Source organism: Actinoplanes sp. NBRC 103695 (assembly GCF_030269485.1).
Classification (GTDB): Bacteria; Actinomycetota; Actinomycetes; order Mycobacteriales; family Micromonosporaceae; genus Actinoplanes.
This window is the reverse complement of sequence record NZ_BSTL01000016.1, coordinates 24,730-39,669: the sequence shown is the minus strand read 5'-3', so window position 1 is coordinate 39,669 and position 14,940 is coordinate 24,730. Positions and strand designations below refer to the sequence as shown.

Annotated in this window: 15 protein-coding genes; 2 read left to right on the top strand and 13 right to left on the bottom strand. The window is 70.6% G+C overall.

The genetic code is table 11. From position 1 onward, the window contains the following. Window positions 1-183 precede the first annotated feature (183 nt). From QSK31_RS27880 to QSK31_RS27845, 8 genes are all read right to left on the bottom strand, one after another. Window positions 184-927, bottom strand: a complete 744-nt coding sequence (locus QSK31_RS27880) for an IMP cyclohydrolase (protein WP_285687375.1) — start codon at window positions 925-927, stop codon at window positions 184-186. Window positions 928-1,250: 323 nt separating this feature from the next. Continuing rightward, window positions 1,251-2,825, bottom strand: coding sequence for an FAD-dependent oxidoreductase (locus QSK31_RS27875; protein ID WP_285687374.1), 1,575 nt, complete (start codon window positions 2,823-2,825; stop codon window positions 1,251-1,253). Next, a complete protein-coding gene (locus QSK31_RS27870) occupies window positions 2,822-4,117 on the bottom strand; it encodes a metal-dependent hydrolase family protein (protein WP_285687373.1) in 1,296 nt (431 codons plus the stop codon). The genes QSK31_RS27875 and QSK31_RS27870 overlap by 4 nt, the downstream gene beginning before the upstream one ends. 92 nt (window positions 4,118-4,209) lie before the next feature. Beyond that, the gene (locus tag QSK31_RS27865; RefSeq protein WP_285687372.1) at window positions 4,210-5,361 is read right to left on the bottom strand and encodes an NAD(P)/FAD-dependent oxidoreductase; all 1,152 of its coding nucleotides are present in this window, start codon (window positions 5,359-5,361) and stop codon (window positions 4,210-4,212) included. 5 nt (window positions 5,362-5,366) lie between these two features. After that, window positions 5,367-5,564, bottom strand: a complete 198-nt coding sequence (locus QSK31_RS27860) for a ferredoxin (RefSeq protein ID WP_285687371.1) — start codon at window positions 5,562-5,564, stop codon at window positions 5,367-5,369. 40 nt (window positions 5,565-5,604) lie between these two features. Continuing rightward, window positions 5,605-6,834 (bottom strand): cytochrome P450, encoded by a 1,230-nt coding sequence (locus tag QSK31_RS27855; protein ID WP_502873022.1) that lies wholly within the window; start codon window positions 6,832-6,834, stop codon window positions 5,605-5,607. Then, on the bottom strand, window positions 6,827-7,585 hold the full coding sequence (locus tag QSK31_RS27850) for an ABC transporter permease (RefSeq protein ID WP_285687369.1): 759 nt from the start codon (window positions 7,583-7,585) through the stop codon (window positions 6,827-6,829). Before QSK31_RS27850 ends, QSK31_RS27855 begins: the two co-directional genes overlap by 8 nt. Next, complete coding sequence (locus QSK31_RS27845) at window positions 7,582-8,526, bottom strand: ABC transporter ATP-binding protein (protein WP_285687368.1); 945 nt, start codon at window positions 8,524-8,526, stop codon at window positions 7,582-7,584. The genes QSK31_RS27850 and QSK31_RS27845 overlap by 4 nt, the downstream gene beginning before the upstream one ends. Before the next feature lie 75 nt (window positions 8,527-8,601). Between QSK31_RS27845 and QSK31_RS27840 the strand changes: the two genes are divergently transcribed. Beyond that, entirely contained in the window at window positions 8,602-9,240 is a 639-nt protein-coding gene (locus tag QSK31_RS27840; RefSeq protein WP_285687366.1) for a TetR/AcrR family transcriptional regulator, read from the top strand. A 77-nt stretch (window positions 9,241-9,317) separates the two neighbouring features. Here QSK31_RS27840 and QSK31_RS27835 read toward each other — a convergent pair whose 3' ends face one another. After that, the gene (locus QSK31_RS27835; RefSeq protein ID WP_285687365.1) at window positions 9,318-10,271 is read right to left on the bottom strand and encodes a pyridoxal-phosphate dependent enzyme; all 954 of its coding nucleotides are present in this window, start codon (window positions 10,269-10,271) and stop codon (window positions 9,318-9,320) included. 101 nt (window positions 10,272-10,372) lie between these two features. On the opposite strand from QSK31_RS27835, the gene QSK31_RS27830 reads away from it, so the two are divergent. After that, the gene (locus tag QSK31_RS27830) at window positions 10,373-11,419 is read left to right on the top strand and encodes an Lrp/AsnC family transcriptional regulator (protein ID WP_285687608.1); all 1,047 of its coding nucleotides are present in this window, start codon (window positions 10,373-10,375) and stop codon (window positions 11,417-11,419) included. Here the strand turns inward: QSK31_RS27830 and QSK31_RS27825 are convergent, their stop codons facing one another. Genes QSK31_RS27825 through QSK31_RS27810 form a run of 4 tightly spaced genes read right to left on the bottom strand, consistent with a single transcriptional unit; the run spans window position 11,420 to window position 14,937 of the window. Next, entirely contained in the window at window positions 11,420-12,430 is a 1,011-nt protein-coding gene (locus tag QSK31_RS27825) for a hypothetical protein (protein WP_285687364.1), read from the bottom strand. Further along, complete coding sequence (locus QSK31_RS27820) at window positions 12,423-13,835, bottom strand: aldehyde dehydrogenase family protein (RefSeq protein WP_285687363.1); 1,413 nt, start codon at window positions 13,833-13,835, stop codon at window positions 12,423-12,425. The genes QSK31_RS27825 and QSK31_RS27820 overlap by 8 nt, the downstream gene beginning before the upstream one ends. Further along, complete coding sequence (locus tag QSK31_RS27815) at window positions 13,832-14,404, bottom strand: thiamine pyrophosphate-dependent enzyme (RefSeq protein WP_285687362.1); 573 nt, start codon at window positions 14,402-14,404, stop codon at window positions 13,832-13,834. The genes QSK31_RS27820 and QSK31_RS27815 overlap by 4 nt, the downstream gene beginning before the upstream one ends. Continuing rightward, on the bottom strand, window positions 14,404-14,937 hold the full coding sequence (locus tag QSK31_RS27810) for a hypothetical protein (RefSeq protein ID WP_285687361.1): 534 nt from the start codon (window positions 14,935-14,937) through the stop codon (window positions 14,404-14,406). Before QSK31_RS27810 ends, QSK31_RS27815 begins: the two co-directional genes overlap by 1 nt. Window positions 14,938-14,940: the final 3 nt, after the last annotated feature.

Here is a 14,940-nt window from a genome sequence, read left to right as displayed (position 1 = left end):
ACCGTAACCCCCGCGTCGGTCGGCTGTTCTCGCGCTCACCGAGCGAGCCACCGCGGCCGACAGCGGGGCAGGCTGCTCGGCGAGTCCGCAACTCTCGGGAGCCGCTGCAGCCCGGTCTGCGTGCATAACTGCCCGCGGACTGTTAACACGGACGGTACTCCACCGCGCCGGCTCCTGCTGGCGTCAGGCCGAGCGCAGCAAAGCGGTTGCCGGGCCTTTCAGCGGGTCCAGGACGACGGCGGCAACCCGGAATTCCGGGCTCAGCGCAGACCAAACCTCATCGGCCAGTTGTTCCCCGTCAATCGCCTTGACAGTGACCTCTTCGAACGGCTCGCCTACCGAGACTGTCTTGCCGTCCGACTGGTAGGTCGTCATCAGCACAGCCTCACCCGGTTCAAGAAAGGACACGGTAAGCGTCATCACATTGGTCGTCTGCCGGGCAGCGCGGCTGGGGCGTGCGGCGCCGAGCACCGCAGTCCGCCCACCGTCCCGGGCCAGCAGGATGGTGATGCGGGAGGTGCGAATCGGAGGGTCCGGCTCATATTCAAGCCCGCTCAGTGAATCGACGGCGGACGCACCGCCGAGGAGCTTGCCGGTCACCTGAGATACCTGTTCGCCGTTCCCGAAGACCAGCCAGTCGTCAGTGGCTGCGGCGGCCGTGTAGTGCCGTAGTGGGTCGTGCCCGGTAGGCGTGCTCGGGCCGACCAGGAGCTCGTCGCTGGCCAGCCGGAGAGCACGATCCTTCGAGGCGGCGCTGCGTCCGGTGAGGAAGTAGCTTCCCCAGACGGCGCCGGAATGCGTCCGAGCGACCAACACCCCTCGCCCTGGGTACGGGTTCGACTCCAGCAGAGCCGTGAGGTCGGTCATGGTGAGTCCCTCGTCGGTGAGCGCACGGCTCGTCATTGTCGACGGCCAGTAGCGGATCATGCCAGGCAGTGGCTGGGCCATCCCATTCTGCCGGTCCGCCAAGGCCCCCGATCGTGCGCGTCGCCGGCTCCCGCGTCCGGGAGTCAGCGGCCGCGTCCGCCGAGCGGCACGGCATCACCCGCAAGCCGGCAGGCTGGATCCGGTTCGGTGCCGCGTGGCTCACATCGTGGTGCCGGCCGCCCGCGGACTGCACTGACCCTCGTTTCCGTCCCGGCGAACTCGCCGCCGCAGCTGAAACGCGGAGGCCTGCGCTGGTGCCGCGTTATGCAGCCGACAAGGTGATCGACGGCCTGGACCAACTGCTCGGCCGCGCCGGTGTGGGCCTAGTAGGGCCGGACGGTGTTGCCGATCGAGCGGAACGGGGCAAGATGGTTGATGAGGTCCATCTCCTGGCCCGCGGGAATGCGGGCGAGGAGGTAGCCGTCGGGCCGTACCAGGATGAGCTCGCCGGCGTAGGGCTGGTAGACCCGCCGGAATTCTCCTCTGACATCGACGATCGGGCTGCCGCCGCCGGGCCCGATTCGGTGTACGTGCATGTGGGTCGGTTTGGCGTTGTCGAAGATGACCGGCGCGGTGTGGTCCCAGACGAACAACGAGTAGTGGATGCCGCGCAGGAGGTCGAACAGGCCGCCGCGGAACTGTTCGCCCTCCAGGCCCGTCACGTTCGGCGCCCGGTCGCCGGGCTGAGGCCCGGACGTGGCCTCGCTGCCGCCGGGGTAGGTCATCCGGCTGTCGCGGTAGTGGATACCGAGACCGGTGTTCATCTTCCCGTCTCCGATGCCGGCCAGCGCGGAACCGAGTTCCTTCTCGCCGCCACCCGCCGCGGCCACGGCCTTCGCCATCTTGTCCGTGCTCATCGCGAGCACTCGGCGGGCGACCGGGATTCGCTCTTCGCTGTAGGTGTCCAGCAGCGTCGACAGCGCGCCGTTGAGAATGCTGTCCAGTTTGAAGCCGAGGTTGTAGGCGTCCTGGATTCCGGTGTTCATGCCTTGGCCGCCGGCGGCGGAGTGGACATGGGCGGCGTCGCCTGCGAGCAGGACGCGGCCGTTGCGGAACGTATCCACCATGCGAACGTTGACGATGTACACCGACAACCAGCTGGCGCCGGTCAGGACGACGTTGCCCGTGCCGGTACGTTCGTCGAACAGCCGCTGGTAGAACTCCAGCGACGGCACGCCGGGAGCTTCACCGGGCAGAATGGGGCTCTGGAACTGCCACAGCTCGTCGCCGAGCGGAGTGAGGCCGAGCATGCCCTGGTCGGATGGCCAGAGGTGCATGTGGCCCCGGTCGAGGTCCGATCCCACGGTGACATCGCCGATGTACCAGCGCTGCTCGTCGTAGGTCTTGCCCGCCAGGGACAGTCCGGCGTACTTGCGGGTTCTGCTCTTGCCGCCGTCGGCGCCCACGACGTAGCGGGCCCGTGCGGCCTGCTCGCCGCCGGTGGTACGCAGGGCCACGGTGACCCCGTGGTCGTCCTGCTCGATACCGATCACCTCGGTGCCGAACTCGACCGCTCCACCGAGTTCTTCGAGCCGCTGTCGCAGCGCGTGCTCGACGTGGAACTGCCCGATCTGCAACGGATCCGGGTACGGCGTGTGGACGGAATCGTCTGCCGAGATCGCGATCGGCGGCTTGTCGACGACCGCGCCGGACGGCTCGTGGAACCGCATCGGCAGTTTGGCGACGCCGTGTCGCAGGACGTGGTCCACCGCGCCGAGATCGTCGAGTACCTCGAGTGAGCGGGGCTGGATCGTCTTGGCCCGGGTGGCCGGGTTCGGCATCGGATCCTGCTCGACGATGCGAACCGCGAAGCCGCGGCGGGACAGGTCACACGCCAGTGTGAGCCCGGTGGGCCCGGCCCCGATGACGATGACGTCGATGCTGGGTTGGTCGGTCATGATGTCCTTTCCAGAAGGGGTTGATCCTCGAGCGTCTTCACGGACGGGCCGAGGGACAGAGCGTTCTTGCGTACGACTCCCTGCTGGGCGACGACGACGATGTTTTCGGGCACGGACAACAGGTTGATGTCCTGTAGCGGGTCGCCCGCGCAGATCACCAGATCGGCGAGCATGCCGGGGCGCAGCGATCCGAGCCGGTCGTCGACCTCGAGCATCCGGGCGCTGTTCACCGTCGCGGCGCGGATGGCGTCCATCGGCGTCATACCGAGCTCGACGAGATGCGCCAGCTCGGCGAGGTTGTTCCCGTGCGGGGTGATCCCGGCATCGGTTCCGGCTGCGATGTTCACCTTTCGTTCGATGGCGATGGCGATGTTCTGTTTGGTGATCTCGTTCCAGCGCCGCTTCTTCTCGTACCGCCAGGGCGAGGTCTTGCTCCGCTCCAGCGGCCGGAAGACGGTCTGCAAGGTGGGTACGAGGAACGCCTCCCGTTCTCCCAGCAGATCGCAACCCTGGTCGTCGATGCCGAAGCCGTGTTCGACCGAGCGGACACCGCCTCGGATCGCGGTGAGAATGCCGGCCCGGCCTTGAGCGTGCGCCGCGACCGGGCGGCCGCCGTGCCGGCGTGCTTCGTCCACGGCGGCGGCCACTTCCTCCTCGAGGAGGTCCTCGTCGTCAGGGTCGTCCGTCGCGCTGCTGATTCCGCCCGTGGTGCAGATCTTGATGACGTCGGCGCCGTCGCGCAGCATCCGGCGCGCTGCGAGCCGCACCTCGCGTACGTCGTCGGCCAGCACACAGAAGTCGAAGTCGAGGTGCAGCCCGCTGGGCAGCGTGCTGTCCGCATGCCCGCCCGTGTGGCTGATGATGCCGACCGACACCTGCAGCCGCGGCCCGGCCAGCTCACCGCCGGTGACGGCGTCGCGGTAGGCCGCCGGCAAGGCGCCCAGGTCACGTGCCGACGTGATGCCCGACTCCAAGGTCCGCCGCAGTCTCCGCACGGTCTGAATGACTCGCATCACGTCATTCGTCATGAGCGCCTGTTCCACCACCGACTGGTTCGATGGCATGCCGAGGTGGACGTGGCAGTCGAAGAACCCGGGCAGCAGTGTGCCGCCCCGGCCGTCGATGGTCGCAATGCCGCGCGGCGCCGCCGGCGCCCGGCCGGCCGGGCCGGCGTAGGTGATCCGGCCGTCGTCGTCCGCCTCCAGGACCGCGTCGGGCACCGCGGTTTCCTCGACACCGTCGATGAGGCGGACGTTGTGCACCCTCAGAGCCGATCTGCGGTCGATGTCCATCGGCCGAACGGTACGTTGACTCTCCGTATCGACCAGGAATTCGCACGTTTCCTTCAATGCGATCCGTTTGATGCACGAATCGTCCGCCACCATCATTCGAGAAGCTTCCTCAGGTTCCGGACTTCGCGAGCCGCGTTCCAGCCGAGGACGCCGACGACCCGGCCGCCGGACTCGTAGACGGCGGTGAACCGGCCGGCCTCCGGCGCGCCGTCGACGATCCGTACCCGGGCGTCGGCGGTCCACGTTCCGTATGCCTGGATGCGCACTCCGAACTGCTCGGACCAGAAGTACGGGATAGGACGGAACGGCAGGGTCGAACCGAGCAGGGTGCGCGCCGCGGTCATCCCCTGCTCGGTGGCGTTGCTGCGATGTTCGACGCGGATCCGGCGCCCGGTCTCGTGATCGAGCCAGCTGGCCACGTCGCCGGCGGCCACGATGGAGTCGCCGGCGCGGCAGGTCTGGTCGCAGTCCACCCCGTCGGTCAGGGCCAGGCCGCTGCCGTCGAGCCAGGCGGTGGCCGGCCGGGCGCCGATGGCCACCAGGACGACATCGGCCGGCGCCAGGGTTCCGTCGTCGAGGTGTACGCCGGTGACGCGCCCTCCAGCGCCGGCGAGACCCGTCACCGAGGTCAGCATGCGGAGGCCGACGCCGTGGTCCAGGTGCAACCGAGCCACGACGGCGCCGATCTCCGGTCCGAACTGATGGTGCATCGGCTGGGCGACGGGGTCGACGAGCGTCACATCGCGGCCCATCGTACGGGCGACGGCGGCCGCCTCCGCTCCCAGCAGGCCGGCTCCGATGACGACGACCCGCCGCGCCTCGCGCAGATCGTCGCGTAGTGCGAGGGCGTCGGTGAGAGTCCGCAGAACGTGCACCCCGGCGAGCTCGTGGCCGAAGGGCAGCCGGCGCGCGATGACGCCGGTGGCGATGACGAGCCCGTCGTAGCCGAGCGGCTGGTCCCGGTCGCTGAGGCGGATCTGCCGTCGGCGCGGTTCCAGGCCGACCGCCCGGACGCCGTAGATCAGCCGGGCGTCGAGCGCCGCCAGAGCCTCGTCGGATCGCAGGCGCAGACGCTCGGGTTCCCAGTCGCCGGCCAGCAGTTGCTTGGACAGCGGCGGGCGATCGTACGGTGGGCCGGGCTCGTCCCCGATGAGGGTGAGCCGCCCGTCGAAGCCCTCGCGGCGCAGGGTCTCGGCGGCCGCGAGACCGGCCGCCGAGGCGCCGACGACAACAACGTCTCGCATGCGCCTCAGCCCTTCTCGATCCGGATCGCCTGCGCCGGGCACAGCTGCGCGGCCGTTTCGACCGCGCCCGACCTCTCCTGGCCGGGGTGCTCGTCCAGCAGCACCGCGATGCCGTCGGAGTCGCGCTGGTCGAACACGTCGCCGGCGGCCAGCACGCACTGTCCGGCGCCGACGCACTTCTCCTCGTCGAGCAGAATCTTCATCGCTTCACCTCTCAGGTGGTCGTTGCTGGTCTGCGGCACGTCACTCGTCCCAGGTGACGGGGAGCCGGTGGATGCCGTAGATGGTGGCGTCGGACTTGAACGGCACCTGGCCGGCCGGAACGGCCAGGCGCAACGTGGGCATCCGGCGGAACAGGGTGGTGAACACGATGTCCAGCTCCGCCCGGGCGAGGTTCTGCCCGAGGCACTGGTGCGGGCCGAAGCCGAAGGCCAGGTGGTTGCGGGCGCCGCGGTCCAGCTTCAGCTCGTCCGCGTCGGGAAAGACCTCCGGGTCGTGATCGGCCGTGTTGCTCAGCGAGACCACGCCGTCGCCGGCCCGGATCAGCACGCCGCCGAGCTCGACATCGGCGGTGGCGACGCGTGAGTTGCCGTACTCGACGATGGTGAAATAGCGCAGCAACTCCTCGACGGCCTCGGGCATCCGCGCCGGATCAGCGATCAGCCAGGCGAGCCGCTCCGGCCGCTCGAGCAGCGTCAGCACGCCCAGCGAGATCATGTTCGCCGTGGTCTCGTGACCCGCGACCAGCAGCAGCAACGCCAGCGCCACCACGTCTTCGGTATCTGCCCCGGCGGCGAGCTGCCGGCTCAGCACGTCATCGCCCGGCTCGCGGACCTTGCCGCACACGAGCTCGGTCAGGTAGGCGCGCAGGGCCGCGTACGTCGCGCCTCGCTCCTGCGGCGGCGTGTCGCGATGCAGGATCGCCGCGGTGCGGGTCTGGAAGAACTCATGGTCGGTGTACGGCACGCCGAGCAGCTCGCAGATGACCAGGGACGGCACCGCGAGGGAGAGGGCCTCCACCAGATCGGCCGGACGCGGGCCGGCCAGCATCGCGTCGATCCGCTCGTCGACGATCTCCTGGATGCGGGGCTTCAGCGCGGCCATCCGCCGGATGGTGAACTCGCTGATCACGGCGCGCCGAGCGGGCGCGTGGTCGGGCGGGTCCAGCTGGATGAGCAGCTTGCGCGAACCGCCCGAGGGCGGCGGGGGCGGCACGGTGGCCAGGGCCGGATAGTTCGGGTTGTCCCGGTCGGAGCTGAACCGCGGGTCCGACAGCATCTCGCGGATGAGGTCCAGACGGCTGACCGCCCAGGCCTCCTTGCCGCTGGGCAGGCGGACGCGGGAGACGCCGCCGTTCTCGCGCATCTCGACGTGCTGTGCGGGCGGGGCATAGGGGCATTCGCGCGCGATCTGCAGGGCTGGGGCAGTCATCGGGGAACCTCCAGAGGTGGGGTGGGGCGTCGTGTCAGACATCGCGGAGGCGGAAGACCGCGTGGCCGGCCACGCTGACTCCGACGGCCGCCAGCGTCAGGACGATGAGCCCGGTGACCGGAGCGACCATGCCGTCGACCGGGACGACCGTGTAAGCCGATTGGCCGGCGGTGATCGGCCAGAGCCGCCCGAAGAGGTCGCCGAGGACGCCGGGCAGGCTCGGACCGAGTGCCGGAACCAGCAGGAGGGCGCCGACGAGCACGGCGAGGCTGGTGGTGGCCGAGCGGGCCAGCGCACCCACCGCCAGGCCGATCAGGGCGACGAGCGTCAGGTAGAGCGCGGCGCCGACGAGCGCGCCGGCTACCCCGGGATCGGCCACGCCGGCCGCGGGCAGGCCCGCGCTCTTGAGCATCAGCTGGACCACGGTGAAGCTGAGCAGCGTCGTGACGAGACCGACCGCCAGCCCGATGGCCGCCACCACGGCGGCTTTGGCCGCCAGCAGGCGCGAGCGCGACGGGACGAACACCATGCTGGTGCCGACCATCCCGGTGCCGAACTCGGGCGTCACGCTCAGCGCACCGAGCATGCCGATGATCAGCTGCGCGAAGAGGAAGCCCTTCAGGCTCGCGGAGGTGGGATCCCATCCGGCGGGAAGGTCGGACGGGGACGCGCTGAGCAGATCGGTCGCGCCCAGGACGCTGAGCGCCACCCCGGCGGCCACGGCGCTCAGCGCCGCGATCCAGGTGCTGCGGACGGTTCGCAGTTTGGTCCATTCCGAACGGATCAGGTTCATGACGTGTGACTCCCGTACTCCGTGACGTCGTGAGTGAGTCGCAGAAAGACGTCCTCGAGGGATTCGCGCACCCGGACGAGCTCGTCGAGGGCGATGCCCTCCGCCGCGGCGATCTTGCCGACCGTCGAGGTGTCGGTCCCGGTGACGAGGAAGGACGAGTCGGGCTGCATGGCGAAGATCACCCCGGCCTCGCTCAGCGCCCGGGCGAGCGCGTCCGGCGCGGCGGCACGGACCGTGACCGCCTGGGTGGTGTTGTCCTCGACGAACCTCGCCAGGGTCGTCTCGGCGATGAGCCGGCCCTGGCCGACCACGATGACGTCGTCCGCGGTGAGTTCGAGCTCCGACATGAGGTGGCTGGAGAACAGGATGGTGCGGCCCTGTCGCGCGAGATCACGCATCAGGGTGCGCATCCAGCGGATCCCTTCCGGATCCAGTCCGTTGAGCGGCTCGTCGAGCACCAGCACGCCGGGATCGCCGAGCAGAGCGGTCGCGATGCCCAGCCGTTGCTGCATGCCGAGCGAGAACTCCCCCGCCCGGCGCCCGGCGGCGCTCGTCAGGCCCACCAGGTCCAGCACCTCGCCGACCCGGCTCCGATCGAGCCCGGCCGCCTGGGTGAAGGCGAGCAGGTGATCGGCCGCGGTGCGGTGCGGGTGAACCGCCCGGGCGTCCAGCAGCGCGCCGACGGAACGCGCGGGGTCCTCCAGGTCGGTGAGGCGCCGGCCGCCGATGGTGATCGTGCCGGCGGTGGGCCTGGACAGTCCGAACAACATGCGCATCGTCGTGCTCTTCCCGGCTCCGTTCGGGCCGAGGAATCCGGTGACGACGCCGGGCCGCGCGGTGAAGGACAGGTCGTCCACCGCCAGCTTCGCGCCGTACCTCTTGGTCAGCCCTCGGGCCTTGACTTCGACGCCTTCCGGTGGGCGGCTTTCCAACTTCTTCATGTCGCCAAAAGTACACTGACGAGTGCACTTTTACGAGGGGGGTGACCCCTAAGTCTTCTGGCGTAGGCTTTCGCCGTGCCAAGGATCAACGCGGAGGTGCAGACTCCGGGCCGCCGCCTGCGGTCGGAGGGAAAGAAGACCGCCATCCTCGACGCGGCTGAGACCTTGTTCATCACCGAGGGGTACGAACGGACCACAGTGGACGCCGTCGCGGCGCTCGCCCAGGTCTCCAAGCGAACCCTCTACAACCACTTCAGCGACAAGGAGATCATCTTTCTCCGGGTGCTGAGCCGCGTGAACGAGACACTGCTGAGCACCATCAGCGCCGCCATCGACGAGGAACTGACAACGGGACGCGACCTGCGCGAGGCGCTGACGGCCTTCACCCACCGCATCGTGGACCGGGCCTTCGGATCCTCCGACTACCTGACCTTTCGCCGGCTGCTCTCGCAGCAGCAATCGGTGCCCCGCCCGCCCGGAGCGATCCGTGACCGTCCTCTGGGCATGCTCGAGCAGCGATTCACCGAGCTGGCGGCCGACGGCAGCATCCGAGCCCCGCGTCCCCGCCTCGCGGCACAGCACTTCACCGCGCTCACGATCAGCCTCGCGCAGGAGGCCCTGCTGGACCACGAGAACGAGAAGGACACCGAACCCCCGGACCTCGACGCGATCATCGCGGACGGGGTGGACGCCTTCCTGCGCGCGTACCGATAGAGACATGCCCCGACCGGCTGCCGGGCGCGCCCGGCGTGGCCCTTCAGGATTCGGCCATGGCGCTATGGCCGAGCTCACTACCGTACGCAGATCTCCGCGTAGCGGCCGGTGTCGATGTTGCCGCCCGAGATGACGACGCCGACGCGGGACGGCAAGGGCCCGGCGACCGTGGAGAGGATCGCGGCCAGGCCGCTGGCGCCGCTGGGCTCGGTCACGATCTTCAGGCGGTCGAAGGCGAAGCGCATCGCCTCGCGGATCTGGTCGTCGGTGACCAACGCGACGGCGCGGACCAGGCGCTGGTTCACGGCGAACGTGAGCTTCCCGGGAGTGCGTGCGGCCTGGCCGTCGGCAATCGTGCGTGGCACGTCGACGGCGACGCGGCGGCCCGCCGCGAGGGAGCGCCTGGTGTCGTCCCCGGCCGCCGGCTCGACGCCGATCATGCGAATGTCCGGGTACCGGCCGACGGCAGCGACGGCACAGCCCGCCATGAGCCCGCCGCCGCCGACCGGCACGACCAGCATGCCGAGCTCGCCGGCGTCGTCGAGCAGTTCGAGAGCGGCGGTGCCCTGCCCGGCGATGACGTCGGGGTGGTCGTACGGCGGGATGATCGTCATGCCGCGATCGGCGGCCGTCGCCACGGCGAGCGCCTCCCGGTCGTCGGCGTAGCGGTCGAAGGTGAGCACCTCGGCGCCGTACCCGATGATCGCAGCCGTCTTCGATCGGGGGGCGTCCTCCGGCACGAGGACGACAGCGGGCACGCCGAGCGTCCGGGCGGTCAGCGCGACCGCCTGCCCGTGGTTGCCCGAGGAGTAGGTGAGCAGGCCGTTCGCCAGTCGCTCCGGCGGTAGGCGCGACGCCGCGTGATAGGCGCCGCGGAACTTGAACGTGCCGGTCCGCTGGAGGTTCTCGCACTTGAGGAACACCTCGGCGCCGACCAGCTCGTCGAGAGTCCGCGAGCGGAGCACGGGAGTGCGATGCACGACGCCGGCGAGCCGGGTGGCGGCGGCGCGCACATCGATCTCGATCGTCATGACGAAAGGCTAGGTGCGCCTTTCACGAAGGGCGGTCGTGCTGCATGATTCCTTCAGCCACAGGGAGAACATGCGCCAAAGGAGCATCGACCGTGCCGGAGATGGACTTCGACGAGCTCGACGTCGCGATCGTGGACGCGGTGCGGTCGGCGCCCCGCGCGAGCTGGCGCGACCTGGCGCCGGTCATGGGCGTGGATCCGGCGACGGTCGGCCGGCGCTGGTCGCGGATGCACTCCGCGGGGGTCGCGTGGGTCACCGCTCACCCCGCGGGCCGGGTGACGCCGGCCTGCGCCCTCGTCGAGATCAGCTGCGTGCCCGGCAGATCCGCCGCGGTGGCGGAGAGCCTCGCCGACGACGTGGAGGCGGCCACCATCAAGCTGACCTCCGGCGGCCGCGACCTGCAGGTGCTGACGCAGGCGCCCGACCTCGCCGCGCTCTCCGCCTACCTGCTGAACCGGATCGGGCACCTGCCGGACATCACGAGCATGCGCAGCCACATCGTGACCCGCTCGGCCATCGAGGCCAGCCGGTGGCGCGAAGGCGCTCTCGACCAGGATCAGCGACACCGGCTGGGCGCCTACGCCACCTCCCGCACGGAGCACGACGGCGTCCTCGATGCCGCCGACCACCGCATCGTGCGCGCGTTGACCACCGACGGGCGGATGTCGCTGGAGCGGCTCGCCGAGCACGCCGGTGTCGGAGCGGTGACCGTGCGGCGGCGGCTGTCGCGGCTGGAGAGCGCGGGTCTGCTCACCTATCGGTGTGACACGTCGCGTCACCTCTCCGGTCGTGCCGTGGCCGCGGTCTACTACGGTTCGATCGACGTGGAGGGCCTGGACGACGCCGAGGCACGCCTCCGCGGTCTCGCCGGCGTACGCGCGTGCAGCATCGTGGCCGGGCCGTACAACGTGATCATCGACGCGTGGCTGCACTCGCCGGCCGAGGTTCACGAGCTCGAACGCCGGATGAGCCACGCGTTGCCGGCCCTGCGGATCCAGGACCGGTCGGTTGTTCTGCGGGTGGTCAAGCTGCTCGGCCGCGTCCTCGACACCCAGGGCCGATCGGTACGCTCGGTGCCGCTCCTCGCCGATGTCGAGCCCGGATCCACCCCGGCGCATCATGACGACCGGCCGGAAACTCCCTCTTGATCAGGCGAAACCGGCGCGTGGAGCGGTGACCTCGATCGTGTCCTTGACCATGGCCAGCGCCGCGCCCAGCGGGCTGGAGCGGCCTCCGCTCACGACCACGTCGCCCGCGTCCGGACAGCCGAAGACCACTGCCTTCTCCGGGCCGGCGAGCGCGTGCAAGGGGTCGCCCGGCTCGGTCTCCGACAGCTCCACGCGGACCACCAACGGCTCGTCGGCACGCGCGACGGCGACGGCGCGGAGCCGGCGGCCCCGGTCGGCGGCGTGCCGTGCCACGGGCCCGGCGCCGTCGTCCACCGGCACCGCGTCAACCCGCACCTCCGCCGGATCCCAGCCCCACGCCAGGGCGGCCAGCAGACGGGTCTTGGTGGCCGAGTCGTCACCCGACAGGTCGGACGACGGATCGGCCTCGGCGATGCCGCGACGCCGCGCCGCACGGACGGCGTCCCGCAGCGAGGCGCCCTCGGCGAGGCGGTCCAGAACAAAGGTGACGGTGCCGTTCGGGCACGCCCGGATGGAGTCGCAGCCCAGGCCGCGTAAGCCCGCCCGGGCCAGATCTCCGGCGGGCAGGGCCGCTCCGGTAGCCCCGGAGATCCTGATCGTGCGGTCGTGGGCGCGGGCAACCCCGTCGAGTTGCCGCCAATGGCTGAGCAGGTGGCTCTTGGTGGCCGTGACGACGTGAACGTCCCGGCCCAGTGCGATGAGGGCCTCGGCGGCGGCTTGCTCCCTCAGCTCCGGCGACGACGGTACGGCCTGGGCGAACACGCGGGCGCCCGTACGGTCGAGCATCTCCGCCAAGGACGTCAAGGGGCCCCACGCCGGCCGGGGAGGCACCGGTTCACCGTCGCGGAGCAGGCACTGCGTGGCGCTCGCGCGTACGGCCGCGACGCGGAGCCGCACACCGTGGCGCCGTGCCAGCGCGTCACGTTCGCGGCCGAGATGCTCCACGAACGACCGGCCGACCGGGCCGTAGCCGGACAGGACCACGTCGGCCCGGCCGCTGATCTCAGACATGAGTACGACCCTCTTCCTGCTCCGTGTGCTCGTTCCGGATCCGCACCGCCTGAAGGTTGGCCAGTTCGTACACGCCCCACCTGCCGAGCTCGCGCCCGTAGCCGCTGGCCTTGACGCCGCCGGTCGGCAGGCGCGGGTCGGTGGCGGAGATCGTGTTGACGAACACGGCACCGGCCTGGATCCGCGCGCCGAGCGCCGCGGCGTGGTCGCTGTCACCGCTCCAGACGCTGCTGCTGAGGCCGTACCGGGACCAGTTGGCGAGCGCGACGAGTTCGTCGTCGTCCGCGCCGGATGTGAGCGCGCCGAGCGGGCCGAACGTCTCGCCCGAGAACAGAACCGAGTCGCGCCCTTCCACCTCGACGATCGATGGCGCGAACCAGGCTCCCGGCCCGTCCTCCGGCGCGGGCGCCTCCGCGATCACCCGGCCGCCGGCTGCCATCGCCTGACGGCGCTGCTCACGCAGCGAGTCGCGGAGGTCATGCCGGGCGAGCGGGCCGACGTCGCAGCTCTCGTCCGCCGGGTCGCCGACGGTCAACGCCTTGACGTGCGGCACCATCGCATCGACGAACTCGTCGCGGACCGACCGGTGGACGAGAATCCGCTTCGCCGCGATGCAACTCTGCCCGTTGTTGAGGAACCGGGACCGTACGGCGGCAGCGGCCGCGGCCGGGATGTCGGCGTCGGCGAGGACGACGAACGGATCGGATCCGCCGAGCTCGAGGACGCACTTCTTCAGGGCGGCGCCCGCACGGGCGGCCACGAGCGCCCCCACCCGGTCGCTGCCGGTGAAGGTGACGGCGGCGATCCGGTGATCCGCGATGATGTCCGAGGCGGTCGCGCTGCCGACCACGACGGTCTGCAGGACCCCGGCGCCGTACGCGTCCTGGAAGACCTGTTCCACCGCCATCGCGCTGCCGGTGACCGATTCCGCGTGTTTCAGCACCACCGTGTTGCCCGCGGCGACGGCGGGCAGCACGGCCCGGATGACCTGCCACCACGGATAGTTCCACGGCAGGATGCAGAAGACGACGCCGAGCGGCAGGACGCGGACCACCGCGGTGTCGCCGTCGAGGTCGAAGCTCTCCGGACGCAGCATGGCGGGCAGTTGCGCGGCATAGTAGCGGCACGCGCCGACACACTTGTCGATCTCGGCGCGTGCCTGCCGGATCGGCTTGCCCATCTCCAGAGTGATGAGCCGGGCGAGCCGCTCGCGCCGGGCCGCCAGGAGATCGCCGAGCCGGTTGATGGCGGCGGCCCGCTCCTCGGTGCCCGACCGGCCCCAGTCGCAGGCCGCGGCGGCGGCCAGCACCCGGTCGACGCTTCGCGCGGAGGCGTACGGATAGAAGTCCAGCTCCGCGCCGGTCGCCGGGTTGATCGTGACGACGCCGGCGCCCGCCCGGGTCACGCCGCGCTCTCCCGGAGCCAGCGGGTGAACCGGTCCCGGATGGTGACCGGGTCGACCAGCAGCTTCGGGATGCCTGTCGAGTTACCCGGCTCGATGCGGGCGTACAGGAAGGCCGGTTCGCGGACGGCCAGCAGGTCGATGAAGGCGGTTCGTAACCCGTCGACGGTGTCCACCGAACGGGTCGTCCACCCGGCGGCCGCGGCCAGCCGCTGGAGGTCGACCCGGGAGGAGTAGGTCGGCAACGCGCCCGTGGATCCGTAGACCCCGTTGTCCAGCAGGACGAGCAGCAGGTTGGCGGGGGCGAGGTAGCCGCCCGTGGGCAGCACGTTCGGGTTCATCAGCAGTGAGCCGTCGCCCTCGATGCCGATCACCTTCGGCGCGGCCGGATCCAGGCTCAGCGCCAGTCCGGTGGCCACCGATCCGGTCAGGCCCATCGCGTCGAGCAGGTAGAGGTGGTTGGAGCTGTCGCGCACCGAGGCCAGCTCGCGGCTGGTTGCCGCGCAGGTCACGACGACGGGATGCCGGCCGGTGAGGTCCGCGAGTGTGGTGAGCGCCTCGATCCGCTTCATCAGGCGACCTTCCCGTCGGTGTTCCAGAACGACCCGAGGACCACCACGGGCCGGTACGTCATGACGGCGTGCACGCCGGCCTCCCGGACAGTCTCGCGCCAGTCGCCGGCGTTGCTGCGCCGGTCCAGTTCGAGGACCGGCAGTCCGGTCGCGCGCAGGATCGCCGGCATCGGCTGGCTGATCGAGTGGATCATCGAGTTGTATTCGCCGGGCCCGCCCCGGGTGTTCGCGAAGATCAGCAACGGCAGGTGGTACGCGAGCGGGAACGTGGTCAGCGCGGTCAGCGCGTTGCCGAAGCCGTTGTCCTGCATGACCACCGCGCCCAGCGCGCCGGTCAACGCTACGGCGCCGAGCACGCCTACCGCCTCCTCCTCCCGCGACAGCGGGGTGACCCGCGGCGACACGCCGTCCCCGCCGCCGTCGGCGGCCACCAGGGCGTTGATGACCGGTGCCACCGTCACGGACGGGATGTAACCGACCCGTGCCACGTCCGCCGCCCAGATGCCGTCCGCGACGGCTTCCGCGTATGTCATGTG